The 23299-nt window shown below is 70.4% G+C and carries 21 protein-coding genes; 10 read left to right on the top strand and 11 right to left on the bottom strand.

The window, feature by feature from the left end; translation table 11 throughout:
- Positions 1-19: 19 nt before the first annotated feature.
- A complete protein-coding gene (locus ACFVAE_RS16520) occupies positions 20-1456 on the bottom strand; it encodes a gamma-aminobutyraldehyde dehydrogenase (protein ID WP_378894498.1) in 1437 nt (478 codons plus the stop codon).
- Positions 1457-1554: 98 nt separating this feature from the next.
- On the opposite strand from ACFVAE_RS16520, the gene ACFVAE_RS16515 reads away from it, so the two are divergent.
- The 4 genes from ACFVAE_RS16515 to ACFVAE_RS16500 are packed head-to-tail and all read left to right on the top strand — an operon-like array spanning position 1555 to position 5186.
- Positions 1555-2022: an Lrp/AsnC family transcriptional regulator gene (locus ACFVAE_RS16515; protein ID WP_378859735.1), complete on the top strand. Its 468-nt coding sequence runs from the start codon at positions 1555-1557 to the stop codon at positions 2020-2022.
- A complete protein-coding gene (locus ACFVAE_RS16510; protein ID WP_378894497.1) occupies positions 2019-3392 on the top strand; it encodes an aspartate aminotransferase family protein in 1374 nt (457 codons plus the stop codon). The genes ACFVAE_RS16515 and ACFVAE_RS16510 overlap by 4 nt, the downstream gene beginning before the upstream one ends.
- A gap of 49 nt (positions 3393-3441) precedes the next feature.
- Positions 3442-4845 (top strand): NAD(P)/FAD-dependent oxidoreductase, encoded by a 1404-nt coding sequence (locus ACFVAE_RS16505; protein ID WP_378894494.1) that lies wholly within the window; start codon positions 3442-3444, stop codon positions 4843-4845.
- The gene (locus ACFVAE_RS16500; RefSeq protein WP_378894492.1) at positions 4842-5186 is read left to right on the top strand and encodes a cupin domain-containing protein; all 345 of its coding nucleotides are present in this window, start codon (positions 4842-4844) and stop codon (positions 5184-5186) included. The genes ACFVAE_RS16505 and ACFVAE_RS16500 overlap by 4 nt, the downstream gene beginning before the upstream one ends.
- A gap of 6 nt (positions 5187-5192) precedes the next feature.
- On the opposite strand, the gene ACFVAE_RS16495 is transcribed toward ACFVAE_RS16500, so the two are convergent.
- On the bottom strand, positions 5193-6671 hold the full coding sequence (locus ACFVAE_RS16495) for a PucR family transcriptional regulator ligand-binding domain-containing protein (RefSeq protein WP_378894489.1): 1479 nt from the start codon (positions 6669-6671) through the stop codon (positions 5193-5195).
- Positions 6672-6812: 141 nt separating this feature from the next.
- Here ACFVAE_RS16495 and ACFVAE_RS16490 point away from each other — a divergent pair, with 141 nt between their 5' ends.
- Together ACFVAE_RS16490 and ACFVAE_RS16485 are read left to right on the top strand one after the other, a co-directional pair.
- Positions 6813-8312, top strand: coding sequence for a CoA-acylating methylmalonate-semialdehyde dehydrogenase (locus ACFVAE_RS16490; RefSeq protein WP_378894487.1), 1500 nt, complete (start codon positions 6813-6815; stop codon positions 8310-8312).
- An 11-nt stretch (positions 8313-8323) separates the two neighbouring features.
- Positions 8324-9679, top strand: a complete 1356-nt coding sequence (locus ACFVAE_RS16485) for an aspartate aminotransferase family protein (protein WP_378894484.1) — start codon at positions 8324-8326, stop codon at positions 9677-9679.
- Between the two features lie 186 nt (positions 9680-9865).
- On the opposite strand, the gene ACFVAE_RS16480 is transcribed toward ACFVAE_RS16485, so the two are convergent.
- The 5 genes from ACFVAE_RS16480 to ACFVAE_RS16460 all read right to left on the bottom strand — a co-directional run bounded on the left by ACFVAE_RS16480 (position 9866) and on the right by ACFVAE_RS16460 (position 14307).
- Positions 9866-10744, bottom strand: a complete 879-nt coding sequence (locus tag ACFVAE_RS16480) for an ABC transporter permease (protein ID WP_378894481.1) — start codon at positions 10742-10744, stop codon at positions 9866-9868.
- Positions 10744-11619 (bottom strand): ABC transporter permease, encoded by an 876-nt coding sequence (locus ACFVAE_RS16475; protein ID WP_378894478.1) that lies wholly within the window; start codon positions 11617-11619, stop codon positions 10744-10746. The genes ACFVAE_RS16480 and ACFVAE_RS16475 overlap by 1 nt, the downstream gene beginning before the upstream one ends.
- Positions 11612-12787 carry a spermidine/putrescine ABC transporter substrate-binding protein gene (locus ACFVAE_RS16470; RefSeq protein WP_378894475.1) on the bottom strand — a complete coding sequence of 392 codons (1176 nt, stop codon included), beginning with the start codon at positions 12785-12787 and terminating at the stop codon, positions 11612-11614. Before ACFVAE_RS16470 ends, ACFVAE_RS16475 begins: the two co-directional genes overlap by 8 nt.
- Complete coding sequence (locus tag ACFVAE_RS16465) at positions 12787-13920, bottom strand: ABC transporter ATP-binding protein (RefSeq protein WP_378894472.1); 1134 nt, start codon at positions 13918-13920, stop codon at positions 12787-12789. Before ACFVAE_RS16465 ends, ACFVAE_RS16470 begins: the two co-directional genes overlap by 1 nt.
- A 114-nt stretch (positions 13921-14034) precedes the next feature.
- On the bottom strand, positions 14035-14307 hold the full coding sequence (locus ACFVAE_RS16460; RefSeq protein ID WP_378894469.1) for a metal-sensitive transcriptional regulator: 273 nt from the start codon (positions 14305-14307) through the stop codon (positions 14035-14037).
- A 34-nt stretch (positions 14308-14341) separates the two neighbouring features.
- On the opposite strand from ACFVAE_RS16460, the gene ACFVAE_RS16455 reads away from it, so the two are divergent.
- From ACFVAE_RS16455 to ACFVAE_RS16445, 3 genes are all read left to right on the top strand, one after another.
- Positions 14342-15616: a DUF445 domain-containing protein gene (locus ACFVAE_RS16455; protein WP_378894466.1), complete on the top strand. Its 1275-nt coding sequence runs from the start codon at positions 14342-14344 to the stop codon at positions 15614-15616.
- A gap of 115 nt (positions 15617-15731) precedes the next feature.
- Entirely contained in the window at positions 15732-16637 is a 906-nt protein-coding gene (locus ACFVAE_RS16450) for an agmatinase family protein (protein WP_378894463.1), read from the top strand.
- On the top strand, positions 16634-16993 hold the full coding sequence (locus tag ACFVAE_RS16445) for a YrdB family protein (protein WP_378894460.1): 360 nt from the start codon (positions 16634-16636) through the stop codon (positions 16991-16993). The genes ACFVAE_RS16450 and ACFVAE_RS16445 overlap by 4 nt, the downstream gene beginning before the upstream one ends.
- A 7-nt stretch (positions 16994-17000) precedes the next feature.
- Here ACFVAE_RS16445 and ACFVAE_RS16440 read toward each other — a convergent pair whose 3' ends face one another.
- From ACFVAE_RS16440 to hutH, 4 genes are read right to left on the bottom strand one after another with little or no spacing between them, the layout of a single operon-like run.
- Positions 17001-17645: an NAD(P)H-binding protein gene (locus tag ACFVAE_RS16440; protein WP_378894457.1), complete on the bottom strand. Its 645-nt coding sequence runs from the start codon at positions 17643-17645 to the stop codon at positions 17001-17003.
- Between the two features lie 38 nt (positions 17646-17683).
- Positions 17684-18868, bottom strand: a complete 1185-nt coding sequence (gene hutI, locus ACFVAE_RS16435) for an imidazolonepropionase (protein WP_378894454.1) — start codon at positions 18866-18868, stop codon at positions 17684-17686.
- The gene (gene hutU, locus ACFVAE_RS16430) at positions 18868-20553 is read right to left on the bottom strand and encodes a urocanate hydratase (RefSeq protein WP_378894451.1); all 1686 of its coding nucleotides are present in this window, start codon (positions 20551-20553) and stop codon (positions 18868-18870) included. The genes hutI and hutU overlap by 1 nt, the downstream gene beginning before the upstream one ends.
- Positions 20546-22087 (bottom strand): histidine ammonia-lyase, encoded by a 1542-nt coding sequence (gene hutH / locus ACFVAE_RS16425; RefSeq protein ID WP_378894448.1) that lies wholly within the window; start codon positions 22085-22087, stop codon positions 20546-20548. Before hutH ends, hutU begins: the two co-directional genes overlap by 8 nt.
- 40 nt (positions 22088-22127) lie before the next feature.
- Here hutH and ACFVAE_RS16420 point away from each other — a divergent pair, with 40 nt between their 5' ends.
- The gene (locus ACFVAE_RS16420) at positions 22128-22925 is read left to right on the top strand and encodes an IclR family transcriptional regulator (RefSeq protein ID WP_378894445.1); all 798 of its coding nucleotides are present in this window, start codon (positions 22128-22130) and stop codon (positions 22923-22925) included.
- The last annotated feature ends 374 nt before the right edge of the window (positions 22926-23299 follow it).

Below are 23299 nucleotides of genomic sequence, written 5' to 3'. Positions count from 1 at the left end.
CGGGCGAGGCCGAGCGCCCTCAGACCTGCAGCGCCGACATCACGTGCTTCAGGCGCGTGTAGTCGTCGAACCCGTACTGCGAGAGGTCCTTGCCGTAGCCGGAGTGCTTGAAGCCGCCGTGCGGCATGTCGGACACGAACGGGATGTGGGTGTTCACCCACACGCATCCGAAGTCCAGATCGCGCGTGAACCGCATCGCCGTCGCGTGATCGCGGGTCCAGACCGACGCGGCGAGCGCGAACGGGACGCCGTTGGCGAAGGCGAGTGCCTGGTCCGCATCCGAGAACGACTGCACGGTGAGCACCGGCCCGAAGATCTCGCGCTGGACGACCTCGTCGTCCTGGCGGACGCCCGAGAGCACGGTCGCCTCCCAGAAGTAGCCCCGGTCGCCCTGACGCCGTCCACCGGTCTCGACGCGGATGTGGGCGGGCAGCCGCTCGATGAAACCGGAGACGCCGTCGAGCTGGGCACGGCTGTTCACCGCGCCGTAGAGGATGCCGTCCTCATGCGGCCCGCCGGTGCGGGCATGCGTGTGGGTGCGCGCGACGAGCGCCGCGACGAATTCGTCGTGGATGCTCTCGTGCACGATCACGCGGGTGGCCGCGGTGCAGTCCTGGCCCGCGTTGAAGTACGCGCCGGTGACGATGCCCTCCACGGCCTTCTCGAGGTTGGCGTCGGGGAAGACCACGGCCGGCGCCTTGCCGCCCAGCTCGAGGTGCACGCGCTTGAGATCGGATGCCGCGGACTTCGCGACCTCCATGCCGGCGCGCACGGAGCCGGTGATCGCGACCATGTCGGCACGAGGGTGCTCCACCAGCATCCGTCCGGTCTCGCGGTCTCCGAGCACGACGTTGAACAGGCCCTCGGGGGTGTGGTTCGCGACCACCTCCGCCAGCAGCAGCGTGCTCTGCGGGGTGGTCTCGGCGGGCTTGAGCACGACGGCGTTCCCGGCGGCGAGCGCGGGGCCGATCTTCCAGACCGCCATGTTCAGCGGGTAGTTCCAGGGCGTGACCTGCCCGATCACGCCGACCGGCTCGCGGCGCACATAGGAGGTGTGCCCGGCGAGGTACTCCCCCGCGGCTCGCCCCTCGAGGCTGCGCGCGGCGCCCGCGAAGAAGCGCAGCTGGTCGACGGACTGGTCGATCTCATCGGCGACCAGGCTCGCACGGGGCTTGCCGGTGTCCTGCGACTCGAGGTCGGCGAACTCCTCGGCGCGCTCCTTCATCTCCTCGGCGATGCGGAACAGCGCGAGCTGCCGGTCGGCGGGGGTGGCATCGCGCCACTGCGCGAAGGCGCCATCAGCGGCGGCATAGGCTGCGTCGACCTCGACGGCGCCGGAGATGGGCGCTCGGCCGTAGACCTCTTCGGTCGCCGGGTCGATCAGGTCCATGGTCGCCTCGGTGGGGACCTCCGCGGCGCGACCCGCGATCACGTTGCGCAACACCGTTGTCAGCATGGGTTCATGCTACGACAATTCAACGAGATCAGTTGTTCTCAGCATTAAATCCGACGGATTCTGTTGCCAGAGATGCTCTGGAGTGTCAGGATCAGCACATGGCCTCAAAGCAGAAGCACGCTGTTCTCGACGATGTGTCGAAGACCATCATCGAGTTGCTCCAGGAGGACGGCCGGCGTGCGTACGCCGATATCGGCCGCGAGGTCGGGCTCAGCGAAGCCGCCGTCCGCCAGCGGGTGCAGCGCATGACGGAGTCCGGCGTGATGCAGATCGTCGCAGTCACCGATCCCCTGCAGCTCGGCTTCCTGCGCCAGGCGATGATCGGCATCCGCGTCAGCGGCGACCCCGAGGCGGTCGCCGCCGCCCTCGCCGAGATCGCCGAGATCGACTACGTCGTCGTCACGCTCGGCGGCTTCGACGTACTCGCCGAGGTCGTGTGCGAGAGCGACGAGGATCTGCTCGAGCTGCTCGCCCGCCGCATCCGCAGCATCCCCGGGGTGCTGTCCACCGACACCTTCGTCTACGCCCGCCTGCACAAGCAGCTCTACAACTGGGGGACCCGATGACCTACGACGCCGACCGCCTGCGCGCCAGCGCGAGCGACCACCTCTGGATGCACTTCTCCCGGCAGTCCACGCTCCCGGAGGTGCCCATCATCACGCGCGGCGAAGGGCACCACATCTGGGATGCCGAGGGGCGGAAGTACATCGACGGGCTGGCGGGCCTCTTCGTGGTCAATGCCGGCCACGGCCGGCGCCGGCTCGCCGAGGCCGCCGCGAAGCAGGCCGAGGAGCTGGCGTTCTTCCCGCTGTGGTCGTACGCGCACCCCGCGGCGATCGAGCTGGCCGAGCGACTGGCCGGCTACGCGCCGGGAGACCTGAACAGGGTGTTCTTCTCCTCCGGCGGCGGGGAAGCCGTCGAGACCGCGTTCAAGCTCGCCAAGCACTACTGGAAGACGCAGGGCAAGCCGGGCAAGCACAAGGTGATCTCCCGCTCGATCGCCTACCACGGCACCACCCAGGGCGCGCTCGCCGTCACCGGCATCCCGGCGATGAAGGCGATGTTCGAGCCGGTGACGCCCGGCGGCCTGCGGGTGCCGAACACGAACTTCTACCGCGCTGCCGAGATGGGAGCGCCGTCCGACGACCTCGAGGCGTTCGGGCGCTGGGCCGCCGACCGCATCGAGGAGGCGATCCTGTTCGAGGGCGCCGACACCGTCGCGGCGGTCTTCCTCGAGCCGGTGCAGAACTCCGGCGGATGCTTCCCTCCCCCGCCCGGCTACTTCGCACGGGTGCGCGAGATCTGCGACCGGCACGACGTGCTGCTCGTCTCGGACGAGGTGATCTGCGCGTTCGGCCGGCTCGGCTCGATGTTCGCCTGCGACCGCCTCGGCTACGTGCCCGACATGATCACCTGCGCGAAGGCGATGACCAGCGGATACGCGCCGATCGGCGCGACGATCATCAGCGACCGCATCCACGAGCCGTTCGCCAGCGGCGACGCGATGTTCCCGCACGGCTACACCTTCGGTGGGCATCCGGTCTCGGCGGCCGTCGCCCTGGAGAACCTCGACCTGTTCGAGGAGGAGGGCCTGAACGAGCACGTCGTGCAGAACTCCCCGCTGTTCCGCGCCGAGCTCGAGACCCTGCTCGACCTTCCGATCGTCGGCGACGTGCGCGGCGAGGGCTACTTCTTCGGCATCGAGCTGGTGAAGGACAAGTCGACCAAGGAGACCTTCGACGATGAGGAGTCCGAGCGGCTGCTGCGCGGATTCCTCTCCCCCGCGCTGTACGAGGCGGGGCTGTACTGCCGCGCCGACGACCGCGGCGACCCCGTCATCCAGCTCGCACCGCCGCTGACCATCGGTCCCGCCGAGTTCCGCGAGATCGGCAGCATCCTGCGCGGCGTGCTCGGGGAGGCGGCGGCCCGGCTCTGACGACCCCACCAGCCGCCCCCGGCGGATGCCACCCGAGAGGATGATATAGATGGGTACCACGGTCTTCGAACGCCGTCGCCCGAACCCGACCGTCGTCGATCACGCGCTGCAGGACACCGCCTTCGCGGTCTTCTGGCTCGATGACGTGCACCGCACACAGCACCCTCGCCTGACCGCGAAGATCGACGCCGATCTCGCCATCGTCGGCGGAGGATACACCGGCCTGTGGACCGCGATCCGCGCCAAGGAGCGCGACCCGCAGCGCAGGGTCGTGCTCCTCGAGGCCTCCCGCGTCGCCTGGGCGGCCACCGGCCGCAACGGCGGCTTCTGCGAGGCGAGCCTCACCCACGGCCACGAGAACGGCCTGAGCCGCTGGCCCGACGAGATCGAGCAGCTCGAACGGATGGGTCTGGAGAACCTGGACGGCATCGAGGAGTCGATCCGCCGGTACGACATCAAGGCCGACTTCGAGCGCACCGGTCAGCTGGCGCTGGCCGTCGAGCCGCACCAGGTGGAGTGGCTGCGCGACGAGGAGGGCTTCCTCGATCGCGAGGCGGTGCAGGCCGAAGTGCACTCCGACACCTACCTGGCCGGCGCGTGGGACAAGGAGGGCTGCGCGATGGTGCATCCCGCCAAGCTCGGCCTGGAGCTCGCCCGCGTCGCCGCCGACCTGGGCGTGGAGATCTACGAGCAGAGCCGGGTTTCGCGTCTCGAGGGCGACGGTTCAGGCCCTGTCGGCCTGGTGACCGACGGCGGTCGCGTGAGCGCGCAGCACGTCGCGCTGGCGACGAACGTCTTCCCCTCGCTGCTCAAGCGCAACGCGCTGATGACGGTGCCGGTGTACGACTACGTGCTGATGACCGAGCCGCTGAGCACCGAGCAGCTGGCGTCGATCGGCTGGTCGAACCGTCAGGGTCTGGCCGACAGCGCCAACCAGTTCCACTACTACAGGCTCAGCGCCGACAACCGCATCCTGTTCGGCGGCTACGACGCGGTCTACCACTTCGGCGGCAAGGTGCGCTCGGAGTACGAGGACCGCATGGAGAGCCACCGCAAGCTGGCGGAGCACTTCTTCACGACGTTCCCGCAGCTCGAGGGGCTGCGCTTCACCCACCGCTGGGCCGGTGCGATCGACTCGTGCAGCCGGTTCTGCGCGTTCTACGGCACCGCACGGAAGGGCCGGGTCGCCTACGCGACCGGCTTCACCGGGCTGGGGGTGGGTGCGTCTCGCTTCGGCGCCGATGTCATGCTGGACAAGCTCGCCGGGGAGCAGACCGAGCGCACCGAGCTGGAGATGGTGCGCAAGAAGCCGATCCCGTTCCCGCCGGAGCCTGCCGCATCGATCGGCGTGAACATGGTGCGCGCGGCCATGGACCGTGCCGATCACAACGAGGGTCGCCGCGGCCCGCTGCTGAAGGTGCTCGACGCCGTCGGCATGGGCTTCGACTCGTGACCGCGCTGCCCGCCGCCGGAACCGCGCTCGCCGATCTCGCGCTCGACCACGAGGCGCTGCCCGCCTCGGCCGTGATCGCGGGTGCGCCGACCGCGGCCGTCGCCGTGCTCGACGACACCGGCGATCGCGAGATCGGCATCTGGGAGATGGCCCCAGGCGTGGCGACCGACACCGAGGCCGATGAACTGTTCGTCGTGCTCTCGGGCGCGGCCGTCATCGCCTTCGACGACCCGGCGCTGCCCGACCTGCCGATCGGCCCCGGCTCGGTGGTGCGCCTCGCCGAAGGAATGCGCACCACGTGGACCGTCGCCGAGACGGTGCGCAAGGTCTACATCGCCTGAGCCTGCTCACACCAGCAGCGCGAGCTGGAGGGCGGCGAGCGTCTCGCCGTCCTCCAGGTCGGCACGGGTGAGGTCGCCGATCAGTTCCAGGCGCTGGTAGAACACCGAGCGGGACAGGCCGGATGCCGCGGCCGCGGCCGTGCGGCTGGTGGGGTGCGCGACCAGCGCGCGCAGCACTTCCACCAGGTCGCCGCGATGCGCGGCATCCCACTCCTCCAGCGGGGCGAGCAGCTCGTCGCGCAGCGCGGCCAGCCGCGGATCGCCCTGTAGCTCCCCCGCCAGCCGGATCAGCGGCCTGCCGTCCCCGCGCGCGACGGTGCCGGCCGCGGCGCGCGCGGCGAGCACGCGCGCGGCGCGCACGGATGCGGCGAGCCCCTCGACGCCGTCGGCCCGTGGCCCCCAGGCCGCTCCCGTTCCCGCTGCGGCGAGCGCATCGGCGACCGCGGCGAGCAGCGCATCCATCTCACCCGAACGGATGCCGGCGGGCAGCGACACGAGCACGATCCCGTCCCGCCCGTCCACGGCCTGTCGCACGGCACCGTGTGCGGCGAACGGCGCGGTCACGGTGTCGAGCATCCCGGTATCCGCGTCGCGCACGACGAGCGTGTGCAGCACCCGGTCTCGAACCCCGAACCCGCCGGCCTCGAGCCTGGCGCGGGCGTCGGCGGGCGTCGCGAACGACTCGTCGAGCAGGTCGCGCACCAGCGCGGTGCTGGCCGCACGCTCCCAGGCGCGATCGTCGCCGTCGGCCAGGCGCCCGAGCGCGAGCGCGGTGGCCGCGCTCTCCAGCACGGTGAGGACTCCGGCCGGGTGCCCGGCATCCGGGTGCGCGTGCAGTCTGCCCCAGCGGGCGCCACGTGCCTCGACCGTGACCCGTTCCCACACCTCGCCGTCGCGGAACGCGTCGAGCACCGGTGCCTCCTCGCGACCGGCGGCGTCGAAGGCGACCGTCTCGTCGGCCGCGGTCCGCAGCAGCACCGGCGCTCCGACGATGCGGGCGGTCTCGCGCACCACGGTTCCGGCGGGCGCCCCGCGCAGGCTCAGGCCGGTGAACAGGTCGTGCACCCGCTGCCTGGCCTGCAGCGCGTCGAACTGCACCCGGGTGATCAGGCGGTGAATCGCCTCGGTGACCGCGACGAACTTCACCTCCTCCTCGAGCACGACCAGCGCCAGGCCGTGCTCGCGGCATGCCTGCACCAGCGCGGGCGGCACGGCCGGGAACCGTCCGCCGAGCTCGAGCACCACGCCGGCGGCGTGCGCGGCGTGCAGCGCGTCGACCAGCGCGCGCAGCCGATCCTCCGCACCGGGCCAGCCCGCGCCCGTGGTGAGCAGCAGCTCGCCGCCCGCCAGCATCCGCGCGACGTCCTCACTGTCGGAGATGTGCGCCCAGCGCACCGGAGTCTCGAGCGCATCGCCTCCGACGAGCACCCCCGGATGCCCGGCTCGCAGCGCAGGGATCGCCAGCGCGTCGGCGACGGTGATCACCGCACCCGCATCCGGACGTTCTGTCCGAATGACTTCCGAATCCTGACGATCTGCGGCCATGACGTCCTCCCGATCAGCGTCAGGCTAAGGATATCCCGGTGCGCCTCCGCATCGGTCAGAGTGTTCGATAAGGAGAAGCAGATGACTCTCGTTCCCCACTGGATCAACGGCGTCGAGGGCGCCGAGGCAGCGAGGACGCTGCCCGTCTACAACCCCGCCACCGGCGAGGCGCACCGCCAGGTCGCCGTCGCCAGCGCCGAGGAGACCGAGCGCGCGATCGCCGCAGCCAAGGCCGCGCTGCCCGCCTGGCGCGCGACCAGCCTGATCAAGCGCGCCGACGTGTTCTTCCGCCTGCGCCAGATCCTCGCCGACCGCACCCCCGAGCTCGCGGCGATCGTCACCAGCGAGCACGGCAAGGTGCTCTCGGATGCCGCCGGCGAGGTGTCCCGCGGCATCGAGAACGTGGAGTTCGCCGCCGGCCTCGTGCACCTGCTCAAGGGCGAGCGCGCCGAGCAGGTCGCCCGCGGCGTCGACGTGCACTCGGTGAAGCAGCCGGTCGGCGTCGTCGCCTGCATCACCCCGTTCAACTTCCCGGTGATGGTGCCGCTCTGGATGGTCGCCTCCGCGATCGCGTGCGGCAACACCGTCGTGCTCAAGCCCAGCGAGAAGGACCCGTCCGCCGCGATCTGGCTGGCGAGGGCCTTCCAGGAGGCGGGCCTGCCCGACGGCGTGCTGAACGTCGTCAACGGCGACAAGACCGCCGTCGACGCGCTGCTGGACTCCCCCGACGTCAAGGCGGTGAGCTTCGTCGGATCCACCCCGATCGCGAAGTCGATCTACGAGCGAGCGTCCACGAACGGCAGGCGCGTGCAGGCCCTCGGCGGCGCGAAGAACCACATGGTCGTCATGCCCGACGCCGACATCGACGGCGCTGCCGCCGCCGCCGTCTCCGCCGCCTACGGCTCCGCCGGCGAGCGCTGCATGGCCGTGTCTGTGCTGGTCGCCGTCGGCGACGTCGCCGAGCCGCTCATCGCCTCGATCACCGAGAAGGTGCAGGATCTGCGCATCGGTGACGGCACGGATGCCGCGAGCGAGATGGGCCCGCTGATCACCCGCGAGCACCGCGACCGGGTCGAGTCCTACGTGACCGGCGCCGAGGCCGAGGGCGCGACCGTGCTCATCGACGGCACCCAGCGGGTGGCAGCGGGCCAGCGCATCGAGAGCGAGGGCTTCTTCACCGGCATCAGCCTGATCGACGGTGTGAAGCCCGGCATGAAGCTCTACGAGGACGAGATCTTCGGCCCGGTGCTCGGCATCGTCCGCGTGGACAGCTACGCGGAGGCGGTCGACCTCATCAACGCCCACCAGTTCGGCAACGGCACCGCGATCTTCACCCGTGACGGCGGCACCGCCCGCCAGTTCGAGTTCGACATCGAGGTCGGCATGGTCGGAGTGAACGTGCCGATCCCCGTGCCGGTGGGTGCGTTCTCCTTCGGCGGCTGGAAGGCCTCGCTGTTCGGCGACTCGCACATCTACGGCCCGGAGTCGATCCACTTCTACACCCGCTCCAAGGTCGTCACCACCCGCTGGCCCGACCACACCGAGGCGCAGGTCGATCTCGGCTTCCCGAGCAACCGCTGAGGAGGAGCATCATGACTGAACAGACCGCATCATCCGAGGCGCGGGTGCGCGCGGACGACCGCGCCCACGTCTTCCATTCCTGGAGCGCTCAGGCGAAGATCGACCCGGTGCCGGTCGCCGGCGGCGAGGGATCGACGTTCTGGGACTACCAGGGCAACACCTACCTCGACTTCTCCAGCCAGCTGGTGAACCTGAACCTGGGTCACCAGCACCCCGACCTGATCGCCGCCGTGCAGCGGCAGGCCGGCCGGCTGGCCACCATCCAGCCCTCCATGGCGAACGACGTCCGCGGCGAGCTCGCGCGGCTGATCGCGGGCGTCGCGCCCGAGGGCTTCGAGAAGGTGTTCTTCACCAACGGCGGCGCCGACGCCAACGAGTACGCGGTGCGCATGGCCCGCCAGGTGACCGGCCGCCGCAAGGTGCTCTCGATGTACCGCAGCTACCACGGCTCCACCGCGACGGCGATCTCGCTCACCGGCGACCCTCGGCGCTGGGCGAACGACGTGGGCGACAACGGCACGGTGCGCTTCTTCGGACCGTACCTGTACCGCTCGGCGTTCCACGCCACGACGATCGAGGAGGAGTCGCAGCGCGCCCTCGAGCACCTCGAGCAGACCATCCTGCTGGAGGGTCCGTCCACGATCGCGGCGATCATCATCGAGACCGTGGTCGGCACCAACGGCGTGCTGATCCCGCCGCCCGGCTACCTCGACGGCGTGCGCGAGCTGTGCGACCGGCACGGCATCCTGTACATCGCCGACGAGGTCATGGTCGGCTTCGGCCGCCTCGGCGAGTGGTTCGGCATCGACGCCTTCGGCGCGAGGCCCGACCTGATCACCTTCGCGAAGGGCGTCAACTCGGGCTACGTGCCGCTCGGCGGCGTCGTGATCTCAGACCGTGTCGCGAAGCACTTCGACGAGGTGCCGTTCCCCGGTGGGCTGACCTACTCCGGGCATCCGCTGGCCTGCGCGCCCGGCGTCGCGACCTTCGAGGTGTTCCGTCGCGACGGCATCCTCGAGCGCGTGCGCGACCTCGGCTCGCGCGTCGTCGAGCCTGCCCTGCAGGCCATGGCCGCGAAGCATCCGTCGGTCGGCGAGGTGCGCGGTCGCGGCCTGTTCTGGGCGATCGAGCTGGTGCGCGATCAGGAGACCCGCGAACCGCTGGTGCCGTTCAACGCAGCCGGTGCGGATGCCGCCCCGATGGGCGCCTTCGCGGCCGCGGCGAAGGAGGGCGGCGTGTGGCCGTTCCTGCACTTCAACCGCACGCACATCGCGCCGCCGCTGGTCATCTCGGAGGACGACCTGGTGCGCGGCCTCGCCGGGATCGACGAGGCGCTCACCGTGGCGGACGGCTACACCACCGCCTGACCCGGCACGCAAGAAGGGGGAGGATCCGCGGATCCTCCCCCTTCTTGCGTGCCCCGGCTCCTGAGCGAGCGCCCCTCTCCCTGCCCCGGCTCCCGAGCGAGCGATCCTCTCCCTGCCCCGGCTCCTGAGCGAGCGATCCTCTCCCTGCCCCGGCTCCTGAGCGAGCGAAGCGAGACGAAGGACGGCTCAGCCGCCCGCCATCGTCCGTGCGATGTCGGCCGCAGAGTCGCCTGCCCGCTTGAGCACGACCGCGACCAGCGCCAGCGCGCCGAGGGTGAGCACGAGCATCACCGTCGACACCGCGGCGATCTCGGGCCGCAGACCGCTGCGCAGCGCGCTCAGCACGTACACCGGCCACGGAGTGGTGCCGGAGACCTGCACGAAGGCCGAGACCACCGTGTTGTCCAGGCCGAGCGTGAACGAGAGCAGGAAGCCGGCCAGCACGGCCGGCATCGCCAGTGGCAGAGTCACCTTCATGAACGTGCGCACCGGCGGCGCGTAGAGATCGGCCGAGGCCTCCTCCAGCTTCGCGTCCAGGCCGACCAGTCGCGCCCGCACGATGTACGACACGATCGCTATCGAGAACAGCGACTGACCGACGACCAGGCGCACGGTGCCGTCGTTGAACACCCACATGCCGGCATCCTGCCCGAGGAAGACGAGCCACGGCAGCAGCGCGACCGCGTCGACGATCTCGGGCGTCACCGACACCAGCAGCAGCAGCCCGAGGAACCACGGCACCCAGCGGCCGGGCGTGCGCGCCATCGCGATGCCGGCCAGCGTGCCCAGAGCCGTGGCGAACACGGCGGCGATCAGACCGGTGCGCAGCGACACCAGCACGGCGTCGCGCACAGCCGCCTTCGTGACGATCGCCGCGAAGGAGTCGAAGCCGAAGTGATCCCACGAGATCAACAGGCGGCCGACGTTGAAGGAGTGCACGATCACCACGGCGATCGGCAGGAACAGGAACACGAACACCAGCGTCGCCCAGACGGGCAGCAGGATGGCGCTCCAGTTGCGCGGTGCACGGCGGACGGATGCCGGACGGTTCTGGACCGCGGTCATTATGCCTCCCCGAGGACGAGACTGTTGCGTCTGCGGATCGGCAGCGAGATCAGCCAGATGAGGCCGGCCGCCACGGCGATCGACAGGCCGATGATGAGGATGAGCAGCACCGCCATCGCCGAGCCGAGTGCCCAGTTCTGCGCGGTCTGGAACTGGCTGGCCACGATCTGGCCGACCATGTTGCCCTTCGCCCCGCCCAGCACCGTGGCCGTGATGTAGTCGCCCATCAGCGGGATGTACACCAGTAGCACGCCGGCGATGATGCCGGGCTGCGCGAGCGGCACCGTGATGCGCAGGAACGTGGTCCAGCTGTTGGCGCCGAGGTCCTTGCTGGCCTCGCGCAGCGGTCCGCTCACGCGGTCGAAGGCGACGAACAGCGGCAGGATCATCAGCGGCAGGTAGTTGTAGACCACGCCGAGCAGCACCGCACCGCGGGAGTTCAGCAGGTTCAGCGGGCCCGGGATGACGCCGATGGCCTGCAGCGCGTGCGAGAACCAGCCCTCCGGGGCGAGGATGATCTGCCATCCGATCGTCCGCACCAGGAAGTTCGTCCAGAACGGCACCATGACCAGCACGAGCATCAGGCTGCGCCGGCTGGGCGCGCACTTGATGGCGATCCAGTACGCCACGGGCGCCCCGATCAGCAGGCACAGCACGGTGCCGGCGATCCCGACCCACAGCGTGTTCTGGAAGGTCGCGAAGAACGTCGGCGAGAGGGCTTCGATGTATCGGTCGAAGGACAGCTTGTCGTTCGCGTTGGTGGCGAAGATGCTGGGCTTGTAGCCGAAGCTGTACCAGACCACGACGCCGATCGGGACGACGAAGAAGACGACGAGCCAGGCCCAGGCGGGCAGCGCCAGAGCGACCTTACGCACCGGCGGCCGCCTTGGTCGCGTTCCAGATCTCCACGATGCGCTCCTGTGCGCTGGTGAATCTGCCCTCGTGCATGGTCTTGATCTGCTCCTCTTCGAAGAACACCATGTCGAGCATGTCCAGCCCCGCCTCCTCGGCCTGCTGCTGCACTCCCTGCACGCCGGTGTCGTACCCGATGTAGTCGACCTGCGCCAGCTGCACGTCGGGCGAGATGATGTAGTTGATGAACGCATGCGCCGCCTCGGGATGCGGCGCGCCCTTCGCGATCGCCCAGTTGTCCATCCACAGCTCGGTGGCGGGTGCTCCGAGCACCCACTGCCAGCGCTCCGGGTCATCCGACTCGGTCATCCCGGTGCGGGCGTCGCCGTTGTAGGTCTGCACCAGCGCATGGGTGGCCTGCGGGATGATCTGCCCGCCGGGGGCCGAGTCGAACGCCGAGACGTGCGGTGCGACCTGCTTCGTCATGAACTTCTCGCAGGCGTCCAGGTCGGCCTTCTTCGTGGTGTTCCAGTCGATGCCGTGCGACCAGAAGTACACGCCGCACAGCGGCGCAGGATCGTCCAGAAGGGAGGTCTTGCCGGATGCCTCGTTCTGGGCGGCGTCGATGAAGTCGGCCCACGAGGTCAGCTCGCGCGAGATCACCTTCTTGTCGTAGACGAAGCCGGTGGTGCCCCACGCCTTGCAGATCGAGTAGTCGTTCCCCGGATCCCAGGCGCGGTGGATGAACGCAGGGTTCATCGTGGCGAGGTTCGGGATCAGGTCGAGGTTGAGCTTCTCGAGCAGTCCGTTCTGCGCCATCGGCTCGATGAACACGCCGGTCGGCACCACGATGTCGTAGCCCGAGGTGCCGCGCGCGGCGACGAGCTTGGCGATCAGCTCCTCGTTGGAGTTGAACGCGTCGACGACGATCTTCGGGCCGGACTGCTTCGTGAACGCGTCCAGCACCTCGGGGTCGTCGTAGTCGCTCCAGGTGTAGATCGACAGCCGGTCCTCGAGCGGACCGCCGCTGGCGGGCGCCGACACGGCCCCCTTCGGCGGCGCGCAGGCGGTGAAGAGCATGGTGCCGCCGGCGGCGAGCGCGGTCGCGAGGAACCCGCGGCGGGTGAGTTCGGAGCGCAGGATGCCGGCGGCGCCGCGGTGCGCGAGTACGCGGACCGGCGGCTGCGCCATCAGGCCGCCGCCTTGGGCAGCGCGATGACGTGGGTCGCGGCGGAGAGCGACTGGTCGTCTGCGAACAGACGCACGTCGTCGGGGCTCCAGGTGCAGCGCACGGCGTCGCCGACGGCGACCGCCGGGGCGGTCGGCGCGGGGATGCGCACCAGGAATGCGCGGTCGCGGGCGACGTCCACGGCGATCTGCAGGGTCTCACCGAGGTGTGAGACCCCGAGCACAGTGCCGTCGATGCCCGGGCCGTCCGACCCCGCCGGCGCGAGACGCGCGAACTCCGGGCGGATGGCCGCGACGGCCGCTGATCCGGCCGGTGCCTCGGCTCCGCCCCAGCGCCCGTGCACCGCGCCGTTACTGGTGTCGAGGGCCGCGCCGCCGACGGCCACCACGCCGTGCAGGAAGTTCTGCTGGCCGATGAAGGACGCGACGTAGGCGGATGCCGGTTCGTCGTACACCGCGGACGGGGTGTCGAGCTGCTCGATCCGGCCGGCGCGCATCACGGCGATCCGATCGCTCATGGACAGCGCCTCGGCCTGGTCGTGGGTGACGAACACGAAGGTGGTGCCGAGCCGGGCCTGGAGCAGCTTCAGTTCGAGCTGCATCTCCTCGCGCAGCTGACGGTCAAGGGCGGCGAGCGGCTCGTCGAGCAGCAGCACGGCGGGGCGGTTGATCAGCGCCCGCGACAGCGCGATGCGCTGCTGCTGGCCGCCGGAGAGCTGGGTGGGCTTCCGGTCCGCGAACCTGCGCAGTTGCACCATGTCCAGCGCCTCGGCGACGCGTTCGCGCTGCTCGGCCTTGGGCACCTTGCGCTGCTGCAGGCCGTATGCCACGTTCTCGGCGACGGTCATGTGCGGGAAGAGGGCGTACGCCTGGAAGACCGTGTTCACCTCGCGCCGGTACGGCGGCTCGCCCAGCACGCTGCGACCGGAGATGCGGATGTCTCCCGCATCCGGGTGCTCGAACCCGGCGATCATCCGCAGCGTTGTGGTCTTGCCGCAGCCGGACGGTCCGAGCAGCGAGAGGAACTCGCCCTGCTCGACGTGCAGAGTCAGGTCGTCGACGGCGGTCGCGTCTCCATACAGCTTCGTGACGCCGGTGATGTCGACGCCGCCTGCCATGGCCCGGGTATCAGCCATTCATCCTCCTCATTGAGAATCTCAGTGGAGGGAGTCTTTCACACCCGAGGGCACAACGGAAGCGGAAACAGTTGCGAAACGGTCTCGGAGCGACGATATCCGTCGCTTCACGACTTACTTGCTGTGGAAGTCGAATGCTTTCAGCAGTTCGTCGACGGCCTGCTCGCGCTGTTCGCCGCCCTCCTCGAACATGTGCGTCACGTGCGTGCGCAGGTGGTTCTCGAGCAGCAGCCGGTTCAGGGATTCCAGGGAGCGCTGCACGGCGCGCGACTGCGTGATGATGTCCATGCAGTACTCGTCGCTCTCGATCATCCGCGCGATGCCGCGCAGCTGACCTTCGAGGATGCTGGTGCGGTGCAGAGCACGCTTCTTGATGTCTTCGATCACAGATCGAGGGTACCCGTCGTGGCAGGATGAGGGCATGTCGCGTACCCCGATGGCGCTTCTGTCCGCCGCCGATCAGGAGCGGCTGCGCGGCCTGCGCAGGATGAAGGGCGTCGCGCTGGGCGCCCTGCTGTTCATGGCGATCGCGTTCGTGATCGCCTTCGCGCTCGAGGATCGGCACCCCTGGCTCTCGTATGTGCGCGCCGCGGCCGAGGGCGGGATGGTCGGTGCCCTGGCGGACTGGTTCGCGGTGACGGCGCTGTTCCGGCATCCGCTCGGCCTGCCGATCCCCCACACGGCGATCATCCCGAACCGCAAGGACGAGATCGGGCGCAGCCTGGGCGAGTTCGTCGAGACGAACTTCCTCTCGGCGGAGGTCGTGCGCACGAAGCTGGAGCAGACCGACGTCGCGCGCAGGCTCGGCGAATGGCTGAGCCGGCCCGCCCATGCGGAGCGGGTCGGTGCCGAGGGCGCGACGGTCGCGACCGCCGTGCTGCACGCCCTCAGCGACGACGACGTGCGCGATGTGATCGCCGACCTCGCCCGTCAGAACCTGGTCGATCCGGAGTGGGGCCCGCCGGCTGGCGCCTGGCTGGAGCGCATCGTCGACGCCGGCGCGCACCATGGCGCCGTCGACCTCGCCGTCGACAGCATCGCGACCTGGCTGGACGCGAATGCGCACGCTTTCCAGGGCCTGGTGTCCCGGCGGCTGCCGTCCTGGGTTCCCGGGGTCGCCCATCGGCTCGTCGACGACACCGTCTACCGCGAAGCGGTGAAGTTCGTGCACGCGGTGCAGGCCGATCCGCGGCATCAGGCGCGGATCGCGATCGACGGATACCTGGCCCGCCTCGCCGATCGGCTGCAGCACGATCCGTCCATGCGCGCGAAGCTCGAGAACGCGAAGACCGGGCTGTTCGACAGCCCGCGCGTCGCCGCGCTGGCGGCGGAGGCCTGGCAGGCCGCGAAGACCGGCCTGATCCGCTCCCTCGACGACCCGCAGAGCGGGCTGCGCACGCGCGCCGCATCGGCGATCGCCGACATCGGCACGCGGCTGACGACGGATGCTGCGCTGCAGAGCCGCGTGGACGGCTGGGTGACGGATGCCGCGGTCTTCGCCGTCGACCGCTACCGGCACGACATCGCCTCGATCATCACCGACACGATCGAGCGCTGGGACCCCGCAGAGACCACCGAGAAGATCGAGCTCATGGTCGGACGCGACCTGCAGTACATCCGCCTGAACGGCACGGTGGTCGGCGCCCTCGCCGGCGTGGCGATCTTCGCCCTCGCTCATGCACTGATCCCGGTGTGACCTGCTGTCTCGTGGGCCAGACAGTTCGCCCGCGACCCGCGATCCGCCGCTCACCGCGGTGTGACACCCTGAAACCCGGATGCGTCATCCGGCATCCGAGTCGAAGGGACTCCTCATGGCACTGTCGCACGATCCGTCCTGGCCCCGCGCCGGAGCCTGGCCCGCCTTCGACGGCGCCCGGGCGGATGCGGCGATCGTCGGGGTACCGGTCTGGCGCACGTCGCTGTCCCCGACCGGCGCGCACGCGACGCCCGTGGCGATCCGCGAGGCCCTCCCCCGGTACAGCGCGACGCTGATGGGGCCGCCCGTCGTCGATCTGAATGAGGCGCTGCGGATCGTGGACGCCGGCGACGTCCCCGACCCCGACGGCGACGAGGGCACCGAGCGCACGGTCACCCGCGTCGCGGAGCTCGCCGCGGCGAGCCGCCGGGTGATCGCCCTGGGCGGTGACAACTCGCTGACCTACTCGGTCGCGCGCGGCGCGGCCGCGACCGGCCTGATCACCTTCGACGCCCACTTCGACCTGCGCGACGGCGTGTCCAACGGCACCCCGGTACGCCGCCTCGTCGAGGATGCCCCGGCGGGCGAGCGCCTCGACCCGCGTCGCATCGTGCAGATCGGCATCGCCGACTACGCGAACTCCGCCGCCTACGCGCAGCGCGCCGCGGACTGGGGCATCCGGGTGATCACGCTCGACGAGCTGCGGGCGCGCGGCATCGCCGATGTCACGGCGGAGGCACTCGAGATCGCCGGAGCCGGAGCGGATCCCCGCATCCATCTCGACATCGACGTGGACGTGTGCGACCGCTCCGTCGCACCCGGCTGCCCCGCGAGCGTGCCCGGCGGCCTCGCCGCCTGGGAGCTGCGCGCGCTGACGCGTGCGGTCGGAGCGGACGCCAGGGTCACCAGCGCCGACCTCGCCGAGGTGGACGCCACGGTCGACGCCGAGGACGGCCGCACCGTGCGCCTCGCGGCGCTGTGCGTACTGGAGCTGCTCGCCGGACTCGTCGGCGCCGGATGAACGGCGAGGATCCGTTCGAGTCCGCGGGCACCGGTCGGCGCGCGGCTCTGATCGTGCGCTTCCTGCTGGAGCTCGCGCTGCTCGCGGGTGCGGCCGTGGCCGCATGGCGGCTGGCGCCGGGCGGATGGTCGTGGGTCGCCGCGGTCGCAGTTCCGGTGCTCATCGCCGTGGTGTGGGGGCTGTTCCTCTCGCCGAGGGCGCGAATCACCCTGCCGACGGTTGCGCGCGTCGTGCTCGAGACGGTGCTGTTCGGCGGTGTCGGTGCGGCACTGTGGGCGACCGGGCTGGGTGGCTTCGGAATCGCGCTGTTCGCGGCCTGGCTGCTCGACCGCGCAGCGATCGCCGTGCTGCGCTGAGGCCGCGTCAGCCGGCGAGCGCCTCCGCGATGGGGCGCCCGCCGTCGTTGAACCGGATCGTGCGCCGAATGGTCGCGGGCTCGACGAGAGCCTGGGCGATGACCAGGGCCACGTTGGCCCGCGACACCTTTGCGGAGCTCTCGGCCTCTGCGTCGATCAGTCCGGTGCCCGCGCCCAGCGTGAGACTGCTGGGACCGAGAACCGTCCAGTCCAGCGAGGTCGCGCGCAGGTACTCGTCGGCCGCGGCCTTCGCCTCGGCGTAGGCGTGGAACGAATTCCCCTCGGGCACGCCGTGATCCGGCGAAGAGCCGAAGTAGGAGACCATGACGTAGCGCCGCACACCGGCATCCTTCGCGGCATCCATCGACCGCACCGCCGCCTCGAAGTCGACGGCGCGGGTGCGCTCCGGCGAGCCGCCGCCGGCGCCGGCCGACCAGACGATCGCATCGTGGCCTGCGATCAGCCGGGCGAACGCGGCACGGTCCTCGTGCTCGATGTCGAACACGACGGGTTCAGCACCGGTGAGCCGCACCTCGGCCGCGTGGGCCGGGTTGCGGATCACCGCCGTGACCTCGTCGCCGCGGGAGACGAGAAGAGGAGCGAGCAGAAGGGCGACCTTTCCGTGGCCGCCGACGATCAGGATCCGAGCCATGCCTCCACGCTACGCCCGGAGCGAGGTGCGGGCACCGGTCAGAGCGCCTCGACCCCGTCCTTCCAGATCTGCTTCACGAGCGGAACACCGGGTCGGTAGGCCAGGTGCACCCGCGTCGGGGCGTCCAGCAGCACCAGATCGGCGCGCTTGCCCGGCGCGATCACGCCGATGTCGTCGCGGTGCAATGCGGCCGCGCCGCCGGCCGTGGCAGCCCAGACCGCCTCGGCCACCGTCATCCGCATGTCGCGCACGGCGACCGCGATGCAGAACGGCATCGAACTCGTGAAGCTCGAACCGGGGTTGGTGTCGCAGGCGATCGCGACCGTGACGCCGGCGTCGATCAGCCGACGGGCATCGGGGTACGGCTGCCGGGTGGAGAACTCCACGCCGGGCAGCAGCGTCAGCACCGTGTCGCTCGCCGCGAGTACGGCGATGTCGTCGTCGGTCAGGTAGGTGCCGTGGTCGACGGATGCCGCGCCGAGCTCGACCGCCATCCGCACACCCTCACCGGGGCCGAGCTGACTCGCGTGCACGCGCGGTTTCAGGCCGCGCGCGATGCCCGCCTCGAGCACCCGCCGGGACTGCGCGACGGTGAACGCGCCTGTCTCGCAGAACACGTCGACCCAGCGCGCGTGCGGCGCGCAGGCGTCGAGCATGTCCCCGACGACCAGGTCGACGTACCCGTCGTGGTCGTCGGCGTACTCGGCCGGCACGACATGTGCGCCGAGGTAGGTGACCTCGGGCGTGACTTCGGCCGCGAGCCGCACCAGCTTCTCCTCGGTTGCGACATCCAGGCCGTAGCCGCTCTTGATCTCGACGGTCGTGGTGCCCTGCGTGAGCAGCTCGCGGACGAAGCCGCGCAGTCGCTCGCGCAGCTCGTCATCGGATGCGGCGCGCGTCGCGGCGACGGTGGATCGGATGCCGCCGGCGGCGTACTTCTGGCCGGCCATCCGAGCCTCGAACTCGGCGGCGCGATCGCCCCCGAACACCAGGTGGCTGTGGCTGTCGACGAAGCCGGGGATCACGGCGCGTCCGCCGGCATCCACCACCTCATCCGCGTGGGCGGGAGCATCCCCCGAGGCTCCCACCCACGCGATCCTGCCGTCCTCGATCAGCACCGCTGCGTCGTGCAGCGTGCCGAGGCGGTCGTCAGCCGGCCCTTCGTCGGGCTCAGGGCGAGCGTTGGTCGTCAGCTCGCCGATGTTCGTGATGAGCGTCGACATCAGAGGCCCATCGGCACCGTGAGACCGCGCTCGCGCGCGATGTCCTTGGCGTGTTCGTAGCCCGCATCGACGTGTCGCATGACTCCGGTGCCGGGGTCATTCGTGAGCACCCGCTCGAGCTTCTGGGCGGCCAGGTCGGAGCCGTCGGCGACCGTGACCTGCCCGGCGTGGATGGAGCGGCCGATGCCGACACCGCCGCCGTGGTGCAGCGACACCCAGCTCGCACCCGATGCGGTGTTCAGCAGCGCGTTCAGCAGCGGCCAGTCGGCGATCGCGTCGGAGCCGTCCTTCATGGCCTCGGTCTCGCGGTAGGGGCTGGCGACGGAGCCGGAGTCGAGGTGGTCGCGGCCGATGACGATCGGGGCGGAGAGCTCGCCCGAGGCGACCATCTCGTTGAACTTCAGGCCCGCCAGGTGGCGCTCCTTGTAGCCGAGCCAGCAGATGCGGGCCGGGAGACCCTCGAAGTGCACCTTCTCGCCGGCCTTCTCCAGCCAGCGGTGCAGCGCCTTGTCCTCGGGGAACAACTCGGCGATGGCGCGGTCGGTCTTGTAGATGTCCTCCGGGTCACCGGAGAGGGCAGCCCAGCGGAACGGGCCGCGCCCCTCTTCGAACTGCGGGCGGATGTAGGCCGGCACGAAGCCCGGGAACTCGAAGGCCCGGTCGAACCCGCCGAGCTTGGCCTCGGCGCGGATCGAGTTGCCGTAGTCGAACACGGCGGCACCGGCGTCCTGGAACGCGACCATCGCGGCGACGTGCGCGGCCATCGACTCCCGGGAGCGGCGGGTGAACTCCTCCGGGTCGCGCTCGGCCTCGGCCTTCCAGTCCGCGACGGAGATGCCGATGGGCAGGTAGGCGAGCGGGTCGTGCGCGCTGGTCTGGTCGGTGACGATGTCGATCGGCACACCGCGGCGCAGCAGCTCGGGGAACACCTCGGCGGCGTTGCCGACGATGCCGACGGACAGCGCCTCACCGGCCTCCTTCGCGGCGACCGCACGGGCGACGGCCTCGTCGAGGTCGGTGTAGTAGACGTCGAGATAGCCGTGGTCGACCCGGCGCGACAGGCGCGACTCGTCGACGTCGACGATCAGCACGGCGCCCTCGTTGAGGGTGACGGCGAGCGGTTGCGCACCGCCCATGCCGCCGGCACCGCCGGTGAGCGACAGGGTGCCTTTCAGCGAGTCCTTGCCGAGCGATCGGGCGACGGCCGCGAAGGTCTCGTACGTGCCCTGCAGAATGCCCTGCGTGCCGATGTAGATCCAGGATCCGGCGGTCATCTGGCCGTACATCATCAGCCCGAGCTCCTCGAGCCTGCGGAACTCCGGCCAGGTGGCCCAATCGCCGACGAGGTTCGAATTGGCGATCAGCACCCGCGGCGCCCACTCGTTGGTGCGGAACACGCCGACCGGCTTGCCCGACTGCACCAGCAGGGTCTCGTCGGGCTCGAGCTCGTCGAGGGTGCGCACGATCGCGTCGTACGCCTCCCACGACCGCGCCGCGCGACCGGTGCCGCCGTAGACCACGAGGTCCTCGGGGTGCTCGGCGACCTCGGCGTCGAGGTTGTTCATCAGCATCCGCTTGGCGGCCTCGGCGCCCCAGCTCTTCGCGGTGCGCTCGTTGCCGCGCGGCGCGCGGATGCTGCGGGACGGGTCGTGCAGGGTGGGGCCGGACTGGGTGGCGTCAGACATTCGCGTTCTCCTTCGCGGTGCGGGCGACGGCGCCCGAGGTGACGAGTTCGGTGACGGCTTCCATCTCGGGCGAGAGGAACCGGTCGGGGCCGGGGCCGCCGGCGACGGTGCGGACCAGGTCGCGCACGGCACCGGTCGCGGGTCCCGCTTCGAGCGGTGCGCGCAGGTCGAGGGCACGAGCGCCGGTGAGGATCTCGATGGCCAGCACGCGGGCGAGCCCGTCGATCGAGCGGCGCAGCTTGCGTGCCGCGGACCAGCCCATCGACACGTGGTCCTCCTGCATTGCCGACGACGGGATCGAGTCGACGGATGCCGGTGCGGCGAGGCGCTTCAGCTCGGAGACGATGCCGGCGGCGGCGTACTGCGCGATCATCAGCCCGGAGTCGACGCCCACCTCCGATGCGAGGAACGGCGGCAGGCCGTGGCTGCGCGCCGGGTCGAGCGCGCGGTCGGTGCGGCGCTCCGACACGGATGCGACATCGGCGACCGAGATCGCCAGGAAGTCCAGCACTGCGGCGACGGGGGCACCGTGGAAGTTCCCGTTGGACTCGATGCGTCCGTCGACCGTGACGACGGGGTTGTCCACGACGGAGGCGAGCTCGCGCTCGGCGATCATGGTGGCATGCGCCATCGTGTCGCGAGCGGCACCGTGCACCTGTGGTGAGCAGCGCAGCGAGTAGGCGTCCTGCACCCGTCCGTCATCCGGTCCCTTGTGGCTGGCGACCATGGGCGAGTCGCCGAGGAACGCGCGCAGGTTCGCGGCGGACGCAGCCTGCCCGACCTGCGGGCGCAGGGCCATGAGGTCCGCGGCGAACACCGCGTCGGTGCCCAGCTGCGACTCGATCGACATCGCCGCCGAGAGGTCGGCCGTGGTGATCAGCATCTCGAGGTCGTGCAGGGCGAGCACCAGCATGCCCAGCATCCCGTCGGTGCCGTTGATGAGGGCGAGCCCCTCCTTCTCCTCGAGGACGAGCGGTTCGATGCCGGCTGCCGCGAGAGCGTCGGATGCCGCGACCAGGTCGCCATCGGCATTGCGCACCTCCCCCTCGCCCATCGCCGACAGGGCGACGTGCGCGAGCGGGGCGAGGTCGCCGGAGCAGCCGAGCGAACCGTACTCACGGACCAGCGGAGTGATGCCGGCGTTGAGCATGGCTGCGTAGGTCTCGACGACCACCGGGCGGACACCGGTGCGGCCTGAGGCCAGAGTCTGCAGACGCAGAAGCTGCAGCGCGCGGACAACCTCGGTCTCGACCTCGGGGCCGGTGCCCGCGGCGTGCGAGCGGATCAGGCTGACCTGCAGCTGGCGGCGGCGCTCGGGAGCGATGAAGGTCGTTGCGAGGGCGCCGAAGCCGGTGGAGACGCCGTAGTGCGGCACCGGGTCGGCGGCCATGGCGTCGATGACGCGGCGCGATTCGGCGACACGTCCGAGCGCTCCGTCATCGATGACGATGGATGCGTGATGGCGGGCGATGGCGACGACATCGGCCGGCGCGAGGGGTGCGGCGCCGACGACGACCGAGGAGTTCTGAGGCATACCTCGATTCCACACCCGGGCCCGCCCCGGAAACAGAGGAATGTGGCATCCTTTGTCTGTGATCTCAGACGATGCCGACCACCGGCCGCAGGTGCCGGCGGCCGACCAGACCCTGCGCATCCTGCGCCATCTGGCACGCCGTCCCGCGCCCGTCGCCGCATCGGCGCTGGCGCGCGACCTCGGCATCCCGCGCTCGACGATCTATCACCTGCTCGCGACGCTCGAGGAGCACGGATTCGTGGTGCATCTCGCGCAGGACCGCCGCTGGGGCCTCGGCACCTCCGCATTCGAGCTGGCCGGGGGCTACGCCCGGCAGGAGCCGCTGGCGCGACTCGGCCGCCCGCTGGTCGCCGGACTCGCCGACCGTCTCGGTGAGAGCGCGCATCTCGCGGTGATGAGCGGACGAGACGTGCTGTACATCGTGGAGGAGCGTGCGGTGCGCCGTCCGGCGCTGGTGACCGATGTGGGTGTGCGCCTGCCCGCGCACCTCACGGCGACAGGGCGGGCGATGCTCGCGGCGCTGCCCCGGGCCCAGGTACGGGCGCTGTACCCGGATGCAGGTGCTTTCACCGATCGGACCGGCAACGGGCCGTCCTCCCCACGACAGCTCAGAGAGCTCCTGCAGGCTGCGAGACAGCACGGGCACGCCACCGAGAACGGCGAGGTGACACCGGGATTCCGGTCGATCGGAGTCGCTGTGCTCGACCACGCCGGTTGGCCGGCGGCCGCGGTCGCCGTCACCTGGGAGGGGGACGCGGACGAAGAGGCCATCGCATCGGCGACCCGTGCCGCAGCCACCGCGTTGTCTCGCCGGATTGCACCCTCGACGGGCACGTGAGAGCGGTGTCCTGAAAAGAGAACGGGCGCCGCTGCGAACCGGAAGACGGTCCGCGGCGACGCCCGCAGGAGATGGAGTCGTGTCAGGCGTTCGCGCCCTTGCGAGGCTTGATGAACGTCTCCGGCTCCCGCTTCTCCGCTCTCTTCTCCTTCAACGAGAGCTTGGGCGCCTTCTTTCCTGCGCGTGACTGCGGTGTCTTTCCAGACATGGTTATCGCTTCCCCTTCTGATGGCTGGCGTAACCAACGACCATAGCCGAGGCCCAGGGGAAGTCAAATCAAGTCCGTGTTAACGCGAAAGAGCCACCCAGCTTTGGGTGGCTCTTTCGTTTAGAAGGAGTTCGGCGGTGTCCTACTCTCCCACAGGGTCCCCCCT

The organism is Microbacterium sp. NPDC057659, from assembly GCF_042799915.1.
GTDB lineage: Bacteria > Actinomycetota > Actinomycetes > Actinomycetales > Microbacteriaceae > Microbacterium.
The sequence above is the reverse complement of the archived record's forward strand: the minus strand, read 5'-3'. Positions and strand labels throughout refer to the sequence as shown.